Genomic DNA, 17,681 nt, shown 5'->3' with positions numbered 1-17,681 from the left:
ACCCCTTTAAAAGGGGTTTAAAAGATATACTTTTAATACTTTCTATCTTTTGCCAATTTTCAACTTGTCAACGCTAACTGTCTGATCTGGATTAATGTCCATAACATTAGTTGAGATAGCGGTCATTGCCAAGAAAGCAATAGCTAGAAAGCCAAAAAAAACTTTTTTAGTGTTCATCGTAAAAGAGTTTTTAGGTTAATAAATGAATTCATTTCAAGAACGAATGTAAGAAAATATATTAACTTCCTACGCATTTTACCGATAAAAATTGCATTTCACCTTAAAAAAATGCTTTTTATCGATAAAATTGTTGTTCATCGAAACTGTTAAACAATATATGACCTATTTATTGGTACTTCTTGTTAAACTCGATTGAGCGGGTGTTTTCATCGATAAACTGTAAGTGGATGTTTACGGCTTCTTCAGGTATTAACGACGCTATCTTTTCGGGCCACTCCATAAAAATCCAAGTATCAGTACTAAAATAATCCTCTAGTCCCATGTCAAGGGCTTCGGCCTCGTCTTCAATTCTATAAAAGTCAAAATGAAAGGCAATTTGTTCATTTTTCTTGTTGTAGTATTCGTTTACTAAACCAAAAGTGGGACTATGGGCAATACCATCTCCTCCCAATGCCGCAACTATCGATTTTATTAAAGTAGTTTTTCCAACGCCCATATCACCATAAAAACACAGTATTTTACTTTTTGATCCGTGGATAATTTTCTTCGAAATTGCTTGGAGTTGATTTAGTGTAAAAGTTAAGGGTTTCATATACTACTTGGCGTCTAAAACTACAAAAGGAACAACCATCTCTTCCAGCGAAACCCCACCATGTTGATATGTGTTACGGTAATACCCAACATAATGATTATAATTATTAGGGTAGGCAAAGAACAAATCGTTTTTAGCAAAAATATAGCAGCTACTTAAATTAATATTGGGCAGGTGTATGCTTTGCGGATTTTTGCTCTCTAGAACATCTTTGTTCTCATAGGTTAGGCTTCTTCCGGTCTTGTACCTTAGATTGAGGCTGGTTTCCCTGTCCCCAATAACCTTAGAAGGTTGCTTTACATTTATGGTGCCGTGGTCTGTTGTAAGGATCAACTTCATTCCCATAGCTTGGGCTTGCTGTACAATCTCTAATAAAGGTGAGTTTTTAAACCAGCTTAGCGTCAATGAGCGGTACGCTTTATCGTTGGCCGCCAATTCTTTGATGACTTCCATTTCGGTTTTGGAATGGGACAGCATATCGACAAAGTTGTAGACCAAAACGGTTAGATCGTTATCCTTTTGTGATTTAAAGTTTTGTGCCAATTGTTTTCCTTGCCGTAGACTACTTATTTTATGGTACTCCCATTTTAAGTCCAATCCAAGTCGTTTTAACTGGGCTCCAAGAAACTCTGCTTCAAATAAGTTTTTACCCCCTTCATCCGTGTCGTTTTTCCACCATTCTGGATGTTGCTTTTCCATATCCAACGGCATAAGGCCAGAAAATATGGCATTTCTGGCATACTGTGTTGCGGTTGGCAAAATACTAAAATAAGATGCCTCGTGTTTTTTCTTGTAGTGAACGGTCAGGGTCTCTTCAAAAGACAGCCATTGATCATATCTTAAATTATCGATAACGATCAATAAGGTCTTGTTTCCTTCTAACTCAGGCTGTATTTTTTTTCTGAAAAGTGTGTGCGACATTATAGGACCATTGCTTTCCTTGAACCAATCACTATAATTTTTGTCGACAAACTTACTGAACTGGGAATTTGCTTCAACTTTTTGGGACTCCAGTATCTCAAACATACCAGAATCTTCTATTTCTTCCAATTGTAATTCCCAATAAATGAGCTTTTTGTAAAGCTCTGTCCATTCCTCATGGCTGTTCACCATAGAAAGGTCCATGGCAATCTTTCTAAACTCTTGTTGGTAGTTTGAAGTGGTCTTTTCAGAAATCAATCGGGAGTTGTCCAGACTCTTCTTTAAGGACAATAAGATTTGATTGGGATTAACAGGTTTAATCAGGTAGTCGGCAATTTTGGAGCCGATGGCCTCATCCATGATAAACTCTTCTTCACTCTTGGTGATCATGACCACTGGAATGGACGCATCGAATTTTTTAATTTCCGTTAAGGTTTCCAGTCCCGAAATCCCTGGCATATTTTCATCTAAAAAAACAATATCGAAAAATGCTTTTTTTATTTCCTCTAGCGCATCTTGACCGCTTTGGCTTGTAACCACCTTATAATCTTTATTTTCAAGAAAAAGAATATGAGGTTTTAGTAGGTCGATCTCGTCATCGACCCAAAGAATAGTGATCTTGTTCATATAGTGTTTATCTTTGTGGAATTAAAACAAACTTCCTTGGCCCAAACCAATAAGCTCAAAGTTTTTAACGATCCAATTTACGGTTTTATTGGAACTCCAAATGAACTTATTTTTAATCTGATCGCCCACCCCTATTTTCAAAGGTTGCGTAGGATTTCCCAAATGGGGATGTCCTATCTTGTATATCCAGGGGCACACCATACCAGATTTCATCATGCCTTGGGAAGTATGCATTTGATGACCAAGGCAATTCAAGTGCTAAAGTGGAAAAATATTTCTATTACAGAAGAAGAGGAGACAGGTTTGCTTTGTACAATTTTATTACATGATATTGGACATGGACCTTTTTCCCATGCGCTTGAAGGTTTCATAATCGATAATTTGAGCCATGAACATCTTTCTCTGGAGTTTATGATGGAATTGAATAAGGAGTTTGATGGACGTTTAACAACTGCCATCTCTATCTTTAAAGGTGAATATCACAAACCTTTTATGAACCAATTGGTGGCCAGTCAACTGGATATGGACAGATTGGATTACCTAAAACGGGATAGTTTTTATTCTGGTGTCACCGAGGGCAATATTAACTCGGAACGGCTCATTTCCATGTTGAACGTTATAGATGGGAATTTAGTGGTTGAAGAAAAGGGTATCTATGCCATAGAGAAATTCTTGATGGCCCGAAGGTTTATGTATTGGCAGGTTTATCTGCACAAGACAAGTCTTGTGGCAGAGCAGTTGTTGATTCGGATTATGAGGCGAGGTAAAGAACTATTATCTCAAGGACATAAAATAACGGCAAGTATTCCGGTCTTGTTTTTTCTAGAGAAAGATACCACTACTACATTTAATAAAGAAATCTTGAAAAACTTTGCTCGATTGGATGATGTAGATATTTTGGGAGCTATCAAAGCTTGGCAATATCATGATGATTTTGTCCTTTCAAAAATGTGCCAGATGCTGCTCAATAGAACGTTACTTCATGTAAAAATCAAGAATAAACCTATCGATTCCCTGAAGATGTCCGAAAAACTAAAAGATGTTATGAATCAGTACAACATCTCTGAATCTGAAGCCACTTACTTCGTGTTTCACGGACAAATCCTGAACAAGGCTTATAACGAAAAAAAACAAACCATCAATATTTTAAAGAAGAATGGCAAAGTTACAGATGTCCTTAAGGAGTCTGATCAGTTGAGCCTTAAGGCATTATCAAAAACGGTAACAAAATACTACAGTTGTTACCCAAAAGAAGCCGTTTAACAAATTTTGTTACTTTTGCAGAAATGAAATTTACAGCCACCCAAATTGCAGGAATCTTAGAGGGAGAAATTGAGGGAAATCCTCAAATAGCTGTACATAAATTATCTAAAATTGAAGAGGGAGAAAAAGGTTCCCTTACTTTTTTGGCTAATCCAAAGTATACCTCATACATTTATTCCACAAAAGCATCTATAACAATAGTAAATAAAGAGTTTGTCCCAGAACAGACCATTTCTACAACACTGATCAAGGTTGATGATGCCTACAAGTCGTTCTCTAAGCTTTTAGAGTATTACAATCAGGTTAAAAACAACAAAGTGGGCATAGAGAGCCCTTCATTTGTTTCGGAAAGTGCAGTATACGGGGAAGGTTTTTACCTCGGCGCTTTTTCGTACTTAGGCGATAATGTTGCCATTGGCAACAATGTTAAGATATATCCCAACGTATACATTGGAGACAATGTAACTATTGGAGAAAACGTAGTTGTCTTCGCAGGTGCAAAGATTTATTCCGAATCCATTATTGGTGACAATTGTGTTATTCATAGTGGTGCTATAATCGGTGCAGATGGTTTTGGATTTACACCCAATGACAAAGGGGAGTATAGTAAGGTACCGCAAACAGGAAATGTAATCTTGGAAGAAAAGGTCGATGTTGGAGCAGGAACCACGATTGACAGGGCCACATTGGGTTCAACCATTCTGAGGAAAGGTGTAAAATTGGACAATCAGATTCAAATTGCACATAATGTTGAAATTGGGGAACACACGGCAATAGCTGCTCAGACCGGTATAGCGGGTTCCACTAAAATAGGAAAGTACTGTCTTATTGGCGGTCAAGTAGGAATTGTGGGCCATATTACCATTGGTGATAGAGTTAGAATACAAGCGCAGTCGGGTATAGGGAGAAATGTAAAGGATGATGAAGTTCTGCAAGGATCGCCCGCATTAAATTATGGTGATTACAATAAATCCTATGTTCATTTTAAAAATTTACCAAAACTGGTAAATAAAATCTCCGACATAGAAAAAAAAGTTGAAGGTGAGTAAAACAACTACCAAGCAAAGAACAATAAAAAATAAGGTAACCCTACAGGGTGTAGGATTACATACCGGCGAGAATGTCACAATGACTTTTGTACCCGCCAAAGAAAATCATGGGTTTGCCTTTAAAAGGGTCGATTTAGAGGGAGAACCCATAATCGAAGCTGATGCCAATTATGTGGTGAACACCCAACGTGGTACTAACTTGGAAAAAAATGGAGTCAAGATTCAAACATCAGAACATGTCTTGGCAGCTTTGGTTGGTTTGGACATTGATAATGTGATGATCGAGCTGGATTCCTCGGAACCACCCATTATGGATGGATCTTCTAAGTATTTTGTTAAGGCATTGGAAGAAGCTGAAATTGTAGATCAAGAACAAGAACGAGAAGAATATATCGTAAAGGATGTAATCTCTTACAAAGACGAGGCCACTGGCAGTGAAATAACGGTTATACCATCCAACGAATATCAGATTACTACGATGGTGGATTTCGGTACCAAAGTATTGGGTACACAAAATGCAACGTTAGACCATATCTTGGATTTTAAAGCCGAAATTGCGGACGCGCGCACATTCAGCTTTTTACACGAGTTGGAAATGCTTTTGGAGCATGGCCTTATAAAGGGTGGTGATCTCAACAATGCTATCGTATATGTGGACAAGGAAATTTCTGAATCCACCATGAAAAAATTAGAAAAAGCTTTTGATAAAAAAAAGCTTTCCGTAAAGCCGAACGGTATTTTGGATAACTTGACATTGCACTATCCCAATGAAGCGGCACGGCATAAATTATTGGATGTTGTTGGTGATTTGGCCTTGGCGGGAACTAGAATTCGGGGGAAGGTTATTGCCAATAAGCCTGGACATTATGTGAACACACAATTTGCGAAGAAGCTTTCCAAAATAATCAAAATAGAGAAACGTAATAAAGTGCCAAGCTTTGATTTGAATCAAACACCACTTATGGATGTTACACAAATCATGGGTATGTTGCCACATAGACCACCTTTTTTACTGGTCGATAAAATATTGGAACTTTCCGAAACCCACGTAGTTGGGGTTAAGAATGTGACCATGAACGAACCTTTTTTTGTAGGGCATTTTCCTGGTGCTCCCGTTATGCCAGGTGTACTACAAGTAGAGGCAATGGCACAAACCGGTGGGATTTTGGTTTTGAGTACGGTTCCCGACCCAGAAAATTACCTTACGTTCTTTATGAAGATAGATAATGTGAAATTTAAACAGCAAGTTGTTCCAGGAGATACTTTAATATTTAAATGTGATTTGATCTCTCCCATTAGAAGAGGAATCTGTCATATGCAGGCGTATGCCTATGCCAATGGTAAATTAGTATCAGAGGCGGAGCTCATGGCTCAAATCGTAAAAACCAAAAACAAAGACACTTAGATGAATCAACCTCTTGCTTATGTTCATCCTGGGGCAAAAATTGCAAAAAATGTTGTAATTGAGCCTTTTACTACAATTCATAATAATGTTACCATTGGGGAAGGTACTTGGATTGGCTCTAATGTAACTATTATGGAAGGCGCCCGCATAGGCAAAAACTGTAATATATTTCCAGGTGCAGTAATTTCCGCAACTCCCCAAGATTTAAAATATAAAGGAGAAGAAACAACCGTACATATAGGTGATAATACAACCATACGTGAGTGTGCAACTATTAATAAGGGTACGGCTGACCGCATGAAAACCATTATAGGAAATAACTGTTTAATAATGGCCTATTGCCATGTTGCCCATGATTGCTTTATTGGCGACGGCTGTATTTTTAGCAATAACTCAACATTAGCTGGCCATGTAACCATCGGAACAAACGTAGTCTTGGCAGGGATGGTAGCGGTACATCAGTTTGTATCGATTGGCAATCATGCTTTTGTCACCGGAGGCTCATTGGTTAGAAAAGATGTTCCACCTTATGTAAAAGCAGCAAGAGAACCACTTTCTTACGTTGGAATAAATTCAATAGGTTTACGTAGAAGAGGATTTACTGCCGATAAAATCAGGGAAATCCAAAATATTTATCGCATACTTTATCAAAAAAATTATAATAATTCACAAGCTGCCTCAATCATAGAAGCAGAAATGGAAGCAACTCCAGAACGTGATGAGATTCTTCAATTTATCAGGGATTCGCAGCGTGGAATAATGAAAGGATATTTTAGCTCAAATTAAGATTATGGCAAGTACTTCAGATATAAGAAAAGGATTGTGTATCAAATACAATCATGATATTTTTAAAATAGTTGAGTTTCTTCATGTAAAACCGGGAAAAGGTCCTGCTTTTGTTAGAACTAAACTTAAAAGCGTTACTACAGGAAAAGTGATAGACAATACATTTTCTGCCGGACATAAAATAGATGATGTACGTGTTGAAACGAGGTCTTATCAATATTTATATGCTGAGGGGGAAACCTTTCACTTCATGAATACGGACGATTACAACCAAATATCTTTGGAAAAGAACACTTTAGACGCACCAGACTTGTTGAAAGAAGGACAAGTAGTTACCATTCTTTTTAATACGGAAGATAGTATGCCACTTTCAGTAGACATGCCAGCCAGTGTTATTTTAGAAATTACGCATACGGAACCAGGAGTAAAAGGCAACACAGCCACCAATGCTACCAAACCTGCAACTGTTGAAACCGGCGCCCGGGTAAATGTTCCCCTGTTTATAAATGAGGGCGACAAAATAAAGGTAGATACCGAAAAAGGAGCCTATTTGGAAAGGGTAAAAGAATAATCCTTAATGAAGTTTCCGAAAACCTATACCCTTAAAGAAATCGCAGAAATTATTGATTCCGAATATATTGGAGTTGCTGATTTTCCTGTTTTGGGTATGAACGAAATTCATGTAGTTGAAAACGGTGATATTGTTTTTGTAGATCACCCAAAATATTATGATAAAGCGCTGCAGTCAAAAGCGACTACAATTCTTATCAATAAAAATGTAGAATGCCCAGAGGGCAAAGCGCTGTTGATCTCTGATGACCCTTTTAGGGATTTCAACAAGCTTACCAATTATTTTGAACCTTTCAAACATGCTAATAAATCCATTGCGGATACTGCAGCGATAGGAGAGGGAACCGTAGTTCAACCCAATGCCTTTATCGGTAACAATGTCAAAATAGGAAAAAACTGTGTTATCCATGCCAATGTTTCCATCTATGATAATTGCATTATCGGGAACAATGTAACCATCCATAGTGGAACAGTTTTAGGAGCTGATGCGTTCTACTATAAAAACAGACCAGAAGGTTTTGACAAATTGCTTTCTGGCGGTAGAGTGGTCATAGAAGATAATGTAGACATTGGTGCATCTTGCAGTATTGATAGAGGTGTAACCGCTGATACCACTATAAAAGAGGGAAGTAAATTGGACAATCAGATACAAATTGGCCATGATACCGTAATCGGAAAGAAATGTTTGATTGCTTCGCATACCGGTATTGCTGGCTGTGTTGTGATTGAAGACGAAGTTACGCTTTGGGGACAGGTAGGTGTCATTAGTGGTATAACCATTGGTAAGGGTGCAGTTGTTTATGCACAGTCGGGAATTGCAAATAGTTTAGAAGGCGGCAAGACTTATTTTGGTAGTCCTGCGGTCGAAGCAAGAGCAAAAATGAAAGAGTTGGCCATGATAAAAAATATTCCACTGCTACTTAAAAAAACAAAGCAGAAATAGCATACAATTTACTTTAAATTTCAGGGGCAAAATCCTATTTTTGTTCTACATTTTAAACATAAAATATGAGCGTTCTAGTTAACAAAGATTCTAAAATAATTGTACAAGGTTTTACAGGAAGCGAAGGCACGTTTCACGCAACTCAGATGATTGAGTATGGAACAAATATAGTAGGGGGGGTCACCCCGGGAAAAGGTGGGCAAGAACATTTGGGAAAGCCTGTTTTTAATACAGTTGAAGATGCGGTTAAGGAAGTTGGCGCTGATACCACAATAATTTTTGTGCCGCCTGCTTTTGCCGCAGATGCCATTATGGAAGCTGCCAGTGCGGGAATCAAGGTTATCATTACCATTACAGAAGGAATACCGGTTGCCGATATGGTAAAAGCGAACGATTATATAAAGGATATGGACTGTACGCTTGTTGGTCCAAACTGTCCAGGTGTCATTACTCCAGAAGAAGCTAAAGTTGGCATTATGCCAGGCTTTGTATTTAAAAAAGGTAATGTAGGTGTTGTTTCAAAATCTGGAACATTAACTTACGAAGCTGCCGATCAAGTTGTACGACAAGGGCTTGGAATAACAACTGCTATAGGAATTGGTGGAGACCCCATTATTGGAACCACGACCAAAGAAGCGGTTGAACTTTTGATAAACGATCCAGAGACAGAATGTGTTGTGATGATTGGTGAAATTGGGGGCCAATTAGAAGCCGATGCAGCCAAATGGTATAAAGAAAGTGGCAGCAAAAAACCTATTGTAGGATTCATTGCAGGAGAAACGGCACCAGCCGGAAGAACTATGGGGCACGCAGGTGCCATTGTAGGGGGAAGTGATGATACGGCGCAGGCTAAAAAACGAATCATGAGCGAATGTGGTATACATGTAGTAGATTCGCCAGCCGCAATAGGCATTAAAGTAAAAGAAGTTGTTGGGTAGCCAACAGTTAAAACTATTGTAAATCCCGTTTTATACGGGATTTTTTTTCTTCAATACGTAAAACAAAAACTATATTTGGTCAATGACCAATATGGATAAACTAAGAATAGCATGAAACTTTTAGAAGGCAAAAACGTAATCATCACGGGAGCAAGTAGAGGAATTGGTAAAGGAATAGCCCAAATATTTGGAAAGCATGGTGCAAATGTGGCTTTTACCTATAGTTCTAGCGAAGCACCAGCTTTAGAACTGGAAAGTGAACTAACTGCAATGGGGGTTCATGCCAAGGCCTATAAAAGTAATGCCGCAAGTTTTACGGAGTCAGAAGAATTGGTCAAGAAAGTTTTGGAAGACTTTGATAGTATTGATGTATTGATCAATAACGCTGGTATAACAAAAGACAACCTTCTCATGAGAATGGGCGAGGAAGATTTTGACAAAGTCATAGAAATCAACCTTAAATCTGTTTTCAATATGACCAAGGCCGTTCAGCGTACCATGTTAAAACAGCGTAAAGGTTCCATAATAAACATGAGTAGTGTGGTGGGCGTAAAAGGAAATGCTGGGCAGACCAATTATGCTGCTTCCAAAGCAGGGATGATAGGATTCACAAAATCAGTGGCATTGGAACTGGGCTCTAGAAATATTCGTTCCAATGCAATAGCTCCAGGATTCATCGAAACCGAAATGACCGATAAGCTTGACGAAAAAACTGTACAAGGGTGGAGAGATGCAATTCCATTGAAAAGAGGTGGAAGCCCTGAGGATGTTGCTAATGCTTGTGTATTTTTAGCTTCAGACCTGTCCGCTTACGTTACAGGTCAAGTCCTTAATGTGGACGGCGGCATGTTAACCTAAGATTGAATGGAAATACGTACGGTACTACTTATAGTTTTGGCAGTAATTGCTGCCCTTACCATCGTATTTTATCAATATTTCTACAAGGCCCGAAAGCGAGGTAAATTATCGATAATTTTAGCAAGCTTGCGTTTTTGTGCACTATTCGGTGCGCTATTGTTGCTAATCAATCCAAAATTTAAAAGGAACGAGTACTCACTTGAAAAAGCCAATCTTATCGTGTTGGTGGATGATTCTTCATCCATACAGGATGCCGCTGAGGAAATTGGCATAAAGGATAAAGTAAATTCGATAGTTGAAAATCAAGATTTGAACAAACGGTTTTCTATCCAACAGTACAGTTTCGGGAATCAAGTCAAACAGATTGATTCTTTTAGTTTCTCCGAAAATAATACGGATATTTCCAACGCGCTCAATAAGACTGGAGAAATCTTCTCAAAGAGCAATACTTCTATTGTGATTTTTACCGATGGAAATCAAACTTTGGGAAGGGACTATGACTATATCGATTTAGATGAAAATATAGCTGTTAATCCCATAGTTGTGGGCGATACCACAAAATATGAGGATATTTCTATTGGACTGATAAATACCAACACCTATGCTTTTTTAAAAAATAAGTTTCCTGTTGAAGCTACTGTACTTTACAACGGAAGGCAGAATATATCAAAAACCGTGAGTATTTTAATGGATGGTAAACGGGTACATAGTGAAACCATCAATTTTAATCAAGATAAGAGTAGTGCCACAATAAATGCTGAACTGGGAGCAACAAGTGTGGGCGTGAAATCGATTGAACTGGTTATTGAAAACTTAACAAATGAAAAGAACAAGAGCAATAACAGAAAGGTAACAGCAATTGAGGTCATCGATGAAAAAACCAATATTGCTATCGTTTCAGGTATTTTGCACCCAGATATTGGTACCTTAAAGAAAGCTATAGAAACAAATGAGCAACGTTCTGTTTCTATTGTAAAACCATCTGTTCAAACCAACAGGCTTTCGGACATTGACGTATTTATTCTATATCAGCCCAATAGTAGATTCCGGAATATCTACAGACACATCGAAAAAGTTGGGGCAAGTATATTTACCATTGCAGGAACAAAAACGGATTGGAATTTTTTAAATCAGTCCCAACAAAATTTTTCCAAAGAGAATTATAATCAAAGCGAAGAAGTTCTACCTGTTCTGAACAAGACTTTTAATGTTTTTGGTCTTGGAGATTTTAATGTATCTGAATTCCCTCCTTTAGAAGGCAATCTAGGTGATATTCAATTGAACAAAGAAGGGGAAACTTTGTTGTACCAACAAATTCGAGGAGCACAGTTGGATAAGCCACTTTTTTCGATTCTTAACGGGGGTGAACAAAAAGAAGCTATTTTATTTGGGGAAAATATATGGAAATGGCGTGCGCAAACATATCGAACGAATCAAAACTTTAAAAGCTTTGATGATTTCATTGGTAAGCTTATGCTCTATTTGTCCAGTAGTGGTACTAAAAGTAGGCTGGAACTTGACTATGATTTTATTTTCGATGATTCTAGCTTTGCTAAGGTGCGGGCTTCTTATTTTGATGAAGGCTATAGTTTTGACGCCAATGCAAACATTAAAATTGAGATAAGAGCCAAAGAAAATAATAGACTTAGAGAATATCCAATGCTTCTTAAAGGTACATTTTTTGAGGCTGACTTGAGCGATTTGCAAGCTGGTGATTACCAATTTACGGTTACTGTTAACAACGAAAACCTGAAACGTTCGGGCGCTTTCAAAATCTTGGACTTTAACCCAGAAAAACAGCTGGTAACCGCCAATTACGATAAACTTAAAAGACTCGCCAAAAAAACCGACGGAACTCTTTATTCCCCAAATGACATTGATTCGCTTATTGATGATTTGTCGACCTCTAGCAAGTATGTTCCTGTCCAAAAAAGCAAGCAAAATGTCGTATCTTTAATCGATTTTCGACTTCTTTTAGGCCTCATAATATTCACACTTTTATTAGAGTGGTTTATCAGAAAATATAACGGACTAACATAAAATTTAACACATGGATAGATTACCTAAGATTGCTTTACCTGTAATAGCGGTCATTATTGTTTTAATTATTTTAATTTCAAAGTCGGCCGTGACCATAGGTTCTGGAGAAGCTGGAGTATTGTACAAAACATTTGGAGGTGGTGTGGTAACCGAAAAACCACCTTTGGGGGAAGGTTTTCATATTGTTGCGCCTTGGAACAGGGTATATATTTACGAAGTACGGCAACAAGAGGTATATGAAAAAATGAAAGTGCTTTCAAGTAATGGACTTGATATCCAGTTAGAGGCATCCACATGGTTTCAGCCTAAGTATGGAGATCTTGGAAGACTTCATCAGGAAAAAAGTGAACAGTATAAAGATCGTATCTTGCTCCCGGCGATTCGTTCAGCGGCCAGGTCTGTTGTAGGACGTTATACACCGGAACAATTATATTCCAGTAAACGGGATGCCATACAAAACGAAATTTACGAGGAGACCAAAAAAATTGTGGACGACCAATACATACAGCTCAATGAAATATTGGTTCGTGATGTGACCCTCCCACCAACAATTAAAGAAGCAATCGAAAGAAAGTTAAAACAGGAACAGGAATCATTGGAATATGAGTTTAGGTTGGTAACTGCTCAAAAAGAAGCAGAAAAGCAGCGAATAGAAGCTCAGGGTAAAGCAGATGCAAACCGTATATTGAGCGCATCCTTGACAGATAAAATATTACAGGACAAAGGTATTGAGGCAACACTAAAGCTTTCCCAGTCGCCAAATGCCAAGGTTGTGGTAGTTGGTTCTGGCGACGCAGGTTTGCCCTTGATTTTGGGAAATAACTAAATAAACCTTTTTTGATATAAAAATAAATTTTACATTTGATATCGTAATGAAAAACAAGAACACACATCATCATTTTTATACTTGCACTCAAGCGAGATAGAAATGTATTGTTGTTTTTAAAATATATTCTAAACCCGTTTGAGAAATCAAACGGGTTTTGTTTTTGTGCCTGTTTGGTTTCCAAACAAAATTTAAAATAATGACTAGAATTAGAATTGCTGTACAAAAGAGTGGACGTCTTAATCAGGACTCCCTAAAAATTTTAAAGGATTGTGGTATTTCCATCGACAACGGTAAGGACCAACTCAAAGCTACGGCCCGTAATTTTCCAATGGAAGTTCTTTATCTCCGGAACGGGGATATTCCCCAGTATCTAAGGGATGGCGTTGTTGACATCGCAGTACTTGGAGAAAATGTATTGATAGAAAAGGGAAAGGATATATCAATAGCTGAAAAGCTTGGTTTTTCAAAGTGCAGGGTCTCTTTAGCGGTACCAAAGTCAACTAAATACGATTCGGTCAAAGATTTTGAAGGCAAGCGTATAGCCACTTCGTATCCCAACACGGTATTGGACTATTTAAATTCCAAGGGGGTCACGGTCGACCTTCACATCATTAACGGGTCTGTAGAAATAGCTCCAAATATTGGACTGGCCGATGGTATCTGCGATATTGTTTCCAGCGGTAGTACGTTGTTCAAAAACAATTTGAAAGAGGTCGAAGTGCTATTGAAAAGTGAAGCTGTCTTGGCAGTTTCCCCAAAAATCTCTGCAGAACGTACAGCTATTCTCGAAAAGCTACAGTTTCGTATTAAATCCGTGCTGCAGGCAAGAAAGAATAAATATGTATTGCTAAACGCTCCAAATGATAAGTTAGAAGAAATCATTTCAATATTGCCAGGTATGCGAAGCCCTACGGTACTTCCTTTGGCAGAAGAGGGATGGAGTTCAGTACACACAGTACTCAATAAAGACACTTTTTGGGAGGTTATCGATGAGTTGAAAGAAGCTGGTGCAGAAGGCATCTTGGTATGTCCTATCGAAAAAATGGTAATTTAAAAATACGAGGTCAGAGGTACAAAGCTGAAAGTACGTGATAGAATAATTAGGCTTTGTTTTTCCGGATAAGTTCAGGAATATGAAAAAGTATAAAAATCCAAATAAATCAGAATGGTCTAAAATCCTGTCAAGGCCCACACAGACATTTGATGAGGTTGAACCGATCGTGAAGGAGGTTTTTGAAAAGGTTCAAAATGAAGGAGATACAACGCTAAGAACATACACACAAAAGTTTGATGGCGTTACCATTTCAAACTTTAAAGTTTCAGAGCAGGAAGTACTTGAAGCTACTGTTCTAGTTTCAGAAGATTTAAAACAAGCCATTTCTCTGGCAAAAGGCAATATAGAAAAGTTTCATTTAGCTCAGAAAACCGGGAAAACTAAACTTGAAACGATGCCAGGAGTTTTATGTTGGCAGGAAAAAAAGCCTATACAAAAAGTTGGATTGTATATTCCGGGGGGTACAGCCCCTTTGTTCTCTACGATTTTAATGCTTGCTGTTCCTGCGAAAATTGCAGGTTGCGAAGAAATTGTATTGTGTACGCCACCAAACAGTAAAGGAGAAGTAAATCCGGCAATTTTATATACGGCACAGTTATGCGGTGTAACCCAAATCTTCAAAGTAGGCGGAATACAAGCTATTGCCGGAATGACATTTGGTACAGCATCTATTCCCAAAGTGTATAAAATATTTGGTCCGGGTAATCAGTATGTCACGGTGGCCAAACAGCTGGCAACTAAATATGGAATAGCAATCGATATGCCTGCTGGTCCAAGTGAATTATTAGTAGTGGCCGATGATACGGCCAATGCGGCTTTTGTGGCTTCTGATTTATTGAGTCAAGCAGAGCATGGCATGGATAGTCAAGTTGTTTTGGTCTCTACATCAGAACGGTTACTGGATGCTGTTGCAAAGGAGATTGACATACAACTAGAGCAACTGCCCCGCAAGGCGATTGCAAAAAAGGCGATTGAAAACAGTAGGCTTATTTTAGTTGAAAACAATCAAGTAGCGGTCGATATTATCAATGAATATGCACCAGAACATTATATCGTCTGTGTTGCCGATGAAGATTTTTATATCCAGAATACGATAAATGCAGGTTCGGTTTTTATTGGAAATTACACTCCGGAAAGTGCGGGCGATTATGCTTCTGGAACCAATCATACCTTACCAACTAACGGATATGCCAAGCAGTATAGTGGCGTAAATTTAGATAGTTTCATGAAGAGTATGACCTTTCAAAAAATAACAAAAGAAGGTATTTTAGGTATTGGTAACGCTATTGAACTGATGGCAGAAGCGGAAGGATTACAAGCACATAAAAATGCCGTGACGCTTCGATTAAATAGTGTAAAGAATTAATAATGTCAAGTCAAGCCTTTTGGTCGAGGTCTTTATAAAATGCAACATACGTTCAACATACAAGGTTTAGTTAGGGAAACCGTAAAAGATTTAAAACCCTATTCTTCTGCTAGGGACGAATATGTTTCGGATGGTTCTGAAATGATTTTTTTGGACGCGAATGAAAACCCCTTTGAAAATGGTTTAAATCGATATCCCGATCCACAACAACGAAGTCTAAAGACACTGTTAGCTGAAGAGAAGCAAGTTTCAGAAAAAAATATTTTGTTGGGGAATGGAAGCGATGAAGTACTGGATTTGATTTTTAGGGCCTTTTGCGAACCAAATTGGGATAATATCATCACATTGCCACCTACCTATGGCATGTACAAAGTGCTATGCGGAATCAATGCTATCGAAAACAGAGAAGTGCTACTGACATCTAATTTTGAGCCAGATGTACCTCAAATTTTAAGCGCCATAAATGGTAAATCCAAGATTATCTTTATTTGCTCTCCCAACAACCCTACGGGCAATGCCTTTTCGAGAGCGAAAATCGAAGAACTGTTGAACAATTTTAATGGGTTGATAGTGATAGATGAAGCCTACGTGGATTTTTCATCAGAAAAAAGTTGGATTGCATCTCTGGAGAGATATCCCAATCTTATTGTTACGCAAACCATGTCCAAAGCTTATGGCATGGCGGGAATTCGGCTGGGAATTTGTTATGCTTCCGAAGAAATTATTGAGATTTTGAACAAAATCAAGCCTCCTTACAACGTAAATCAACTCACGCAATACCAAGCATTAAAACGGATTTTGGACGAAACATTGGTACAAGAAGAAGTAAAGAAGATTCTTGTTGAACGTGATATTTTGATTAAAGAACTGAAGGAGCTAAGCTTTGTGGAATACATTTATGATTCAGATGCAAATTTTGTTTTGGCCAAAGTAGACGATGCTGATAAAAGGTATAAAGAGTTGTTGGCATTAAAAGTTGTGGTCAGGAACAGAAGCAACCAACCTTTATGCGAAAACACGCTAAGATTCACGGTTGGCACACCAAATGAGAATAGAAAATTGATAGCGATTTTAAAAGAAATTGAATAATGGGTAAAAAAGTACTTTTTATTGATAGGGACGGAACGATTATCAAAGAAACTGCTGATGAGCAAGTAGATGCCTTCGAGAAAATGATTTTTTATCCGAAAGCATTTACCTTCCTTGGAAAAATTGCCAAGGAACTGGATTACGAATTGGTCATGATAACAAATCAAGATGGTCTTGGTACTGCTATTTTTCCTGAAGAAACATTTTGGCCCGTACATAATTTCATTCTAAAATCCTTTGAAAATGAAGGTGTTGTCTTTGATAAGGTATTTATCGACCGAACATTTCCCAAGGATAATGCTAATACACGAAAGCCCGGTACTGGGATGTTAACTGATTATTTCTCAGAAACTTATGATTTAAAAGGATCGTTTGTAATAGGAGATCGCCTAACGGACGTGGAGTTGGCAAAAAATCTTGGGGCAAAAGGAATTTTTATAAATGACCAGACGAATTTGGGGACAAATGAGATTACTACAGCACAAGAAGCTTTAAATGAATATATCGCCTTAGAGAGTAATGATTGGGAAAAAATATATGAGTTTTTAAAACTGGAAAATCGGGTCGCTCGGATAGCAAGAAAAACTAACGAAACTGATATTCAAATCAAATTAAACCTTGATGGAACAGGAAGGGGCAACATAGATACTGGATTAGCTTTTTTTGACCATATGTTGGACCAATTGGCTCGGCATGGACAAATGGATTTAGATATAAAAGTAAAAGGTGATTTAGAAGTTGACGAGCATCATACCATTGAGGATACAGGAATTGCCTTGGGTGAAGTTTTCTTCAAATCGCTGGGAGACAAACTTGGAATAGAACGTTATGGTTTCTGTTTACCTATGGATGATTGCTTGGCGCAAGTTGCTATCGATTTTGGAGGGCGTAACTGGTTGGTTTGGGATGCAGATTTTAAACGGGAAAAAGTTGGGGATATGCCGACGGAAATGTTTCATCATTTTTTTAAATCGTTTACGGACGGTGCCAGGGCCAACTTAAACATCAAAGCGGAAGGCACCAATGAGCACCATAAAATTGAGGCGATATTCAAGGCTTTTGCAAAATCGATTAAAATGGCGGTAAAGCGCGATGTGGAAAAAATGGTTTTACCCTCAACTAAAGGAATGCTTTAGATACATATCAGGGGTATTGAGCTGTGAATATTTAG

General features: G+C 38.0%; 17 protein-coding genes. 14 read left to right on the top strand and 3 right to left on the bottom strand.

Features of this window, described 5'->3' with window-relative positions:
• Positions 1 to 42: 42 nt before the first annotated feature.
• From LV716_RS18485 to LV716_RS16945, 3 genes are all read right to left on the bottom strand, one after another.
• A complete protein-coding gene (locus tag LV716_RS18485) occupies positions 43 to 177 on the bottom strand; it encodes a hypothetical protein (protein ID WP_255674274.1) in 135 nt (44 codons plus the stop codon).
• A gap of 169 nt (positions 178 to 346) precedes the next feature.
• On the bottom strand, positions 347 to 772 hold the full coding sequence (gene tsaE, locus LV716_RS16950) for a tRNA (adenosine(37)-N6)-threonylcarbamoyltransferase complex ATPase subunit type 1 TsaE (RefSeq protein WP_163418960.1): 426 nt from the start codon (positions 770 to 772) through the stop codon (positions 347 to 349).
• Positions 773 to 775: 3 nt separating this feature from the next.
• Entirely contained in the window at positions 776 to 2,320 is a 1,545-nt protein-coding gene (locus tag LV716_RS16945; RefSeq protein ID WP_163418959.1) for a PglZ domain-containing protein, read from the bottom strand.
• Positions 2,321 to 2,356: 36 nt separating this feature from the next.
• Here LV716_RS16945 and LV716_RS16940 point away from each other — a divergent pair, with 36 nt between their 5' ends.
• The 14 genes from LV716_RS16940 (at position 2,357) to hisB (ending at position 17,646) form a co-directional block, all read left to right on the top strand.
• Entirely contained in the window at positions 2,357 to 3,583 is a 1,227-nt protein-coding gene (locus tag LV716_RS16940) for an HD domain-containing protein (protein ID WP_163419513.1), read from the top strand.
• 23 nt (positions 3,584 to 3,606) lie between these two features.
• A complete protein-coding gene (lpxD, locus tag LV716_RS16935) occupies positions 3,607 to 4,632 on the top strand; it encodes a UDP-3-O-(3-hydroxymyristoyl)glucosamine N-acyltransferase (protein WP_163418958.1) in 1,026 nt (341 codons plus the stop codon).
• Positions 4,625 to 6,037, top strand: coding sequence for a bifunctional UDP-3-O-[3-hydroxymyristoyl] N-acetylglucosamine deacetylase/3-hydroxyacyl-ACP dehydratase (locus LV716_RS16930; RefSeq protein WP_163418957.1), 1,413 nt, complete (start codon positions 4,625 to 4,627; stop codon positions 6,035 to 6,037). Before lpxD ends, LV716_RS16930 begins: the two co-directional genes overlap by 8 nt.
• Positions 6,038 to 6,823, top strand: a complete 786-nt coding sequence (lpxA, locus tag LV716_RS16925; protein WP_163418956.1) for an acyl-ACP--UDP-N-acetylglucosamine O-acyltransferase — start codon at positions 6,038 to 6,040, stop codon at positions 6,821 to 6,823.
• A 4-nt stretch (positions 6,824 to 6,827) separates the two neighbouring features.
• On the top strand, positions 6,828 to 7,394 hold the full coding sequence (gene efp / locus LV716_RS16920) for an elongation factor P (RefSeq protein WP_163418955.1): 567 nt from the start codon (positions 6,828 to 6,830) through the stop codon (positions 7,392 to 7,394).
• Positions 7,395 to 7,400: 6 nt separating this feature from the next.
• Positions 7,401 to 8,336, top strand: a complete 936-nt coding sequence (locus LV716_RS16915) for a UDP-3-O-(3-hydroxymyristoyl)glucosamine N-acyltransferase (RefSeq protein WP_163418954.1) — start codon at positions 7,401 to 7,403, stop codon at positions 8,334 to 8,336.
• Positions 8,337 to 8,401: 65 nt separating this feature from the next.
• On the top strand, positions 8,402 to 9,274 hold the full coding sequence (gene sucD, locus LV716_RS16910) for a succinate--CoA ligase subunit alpha (RefSeq protein ID WP_163418953.1): 873 nt from the start codon (positions 8,402 to 8,404) through the stop codon (positions 9,272 to 9,274).
• Between the two features lie 111 nt (positions 9,275 to 9,385).
• Positions 9,386 to 10,132 carry a 3-oxoacyl-[acyl-carrier-protein] reductase gene (gene fabG / locus LV716_RS16905; RefSeq protein ID WP_163418952.1) on the top strand — a complete coding sequence of 249 codons (747 nt, stop codon included), beginning with the start codon at positions 9,386 to 9,388 and terminating at the stop codon, positions 10,130 to 10,132.
• 6 nt (positions 10,133 to 10,138) lie between these two features.
• Positions 10,139 to 12,172 (top strand): VWA domain-containing protein, encoded by a 2,034-nt coding sequence (locus LV716_RS16900; protein WP_163418951.1) that lies wholly within the window; start codon positions 10,139 to 10,141, stop codon positions 12,170 to 12,172.
• A gap of 10 nt (positions 12,173 to 12,182) precedes the next feature.
• Positions 12,183 to 12,998: a prohibitin family protein gene (locus LV716_RS16895; RefSeq protein ID WP_163418950.1), complete on the top strand. Its 816-nt coding sequence runs from the start codon at positions 12,183 to 12,185 to the stop codon at positions 12,996 to 12,998.
• Positions 12,999 to 13,197: 199 nt separating this feature from the next.
• On the top strand, positions 13,198 to 14,055 hold the full coding sequence (gene hisG, locus LV716_RS16890) for an ATP phosphoribosyltransferase (RefSeq protein ID WP_163418949.1): 858 nt from the start codon (positions 13,198 to 13,200) through the stop codon (positions 14,053 to 14,055).
• Between the two features lie 79 nt (positions 14,056 to 14,134).
• Positions 14,135 to 15,421, top strand: a complete 1,287-nt coding sequence (gene hisD / locus LV716_RS16885) for a histidinol dehydrogenase (protein WP_163418948.1) — start codon at positions 14,135 to 14,137, stop codon at positions 15,419 to 15,421.
• A gap of 39 nt (positions 15,422 to 15,460) precedes the next feature.
• Positions 15,461 to 16,510 carry a histidinol-phosphate transaminase gene (hisC, locus tag LV716_RS16880; RefSeq protein ID WP_163418947.1) on the top strand — a complete coding sequence of 350 codons (1,050 nt, stop codon included), beginning with the start codon at positions 15,461 to 15,463 and terminating at the stop codon, positions 16,508 to 16,510.
• On the top strand, positions 16,510 to 17,646 hold the full coding sequence (gene hisB / locus LV716_RS16875; RefSeq protein ID WP_163418946.1) for a bifunctional histidinol-phosphatase/imidazoleglycerol-phosphate dehydratase HisB: 1,137 nt from the start codon (positions 16,510 to 16,512) through the stop codon (positions 17,644 to 17,646). The genes hisC and hisB overlap by 1 nt, the downstream gene beginning before the upstream one ends.
• The last annotated feature ends 35 nt before the right edge of the window (positions 17,647 to 17,681 follow it).

Origin of the sequence: Flagellimonas sp. HMM57 (genome assembly GCF_021390175.1) — a bacterium.
In the GTDB taxonomy this organism is placed as follows: domain Bacteria; phylum Bacteroidota; class Bacteroidia; order Flavobacteriales; family Flavobacteriaceae; genus Flagellimonas.
The sequence above is the reverse complement of the archived record's forward strand: the minus strand, read 5'-3'. Positions and strand labels throughout refer to the sequence as shown.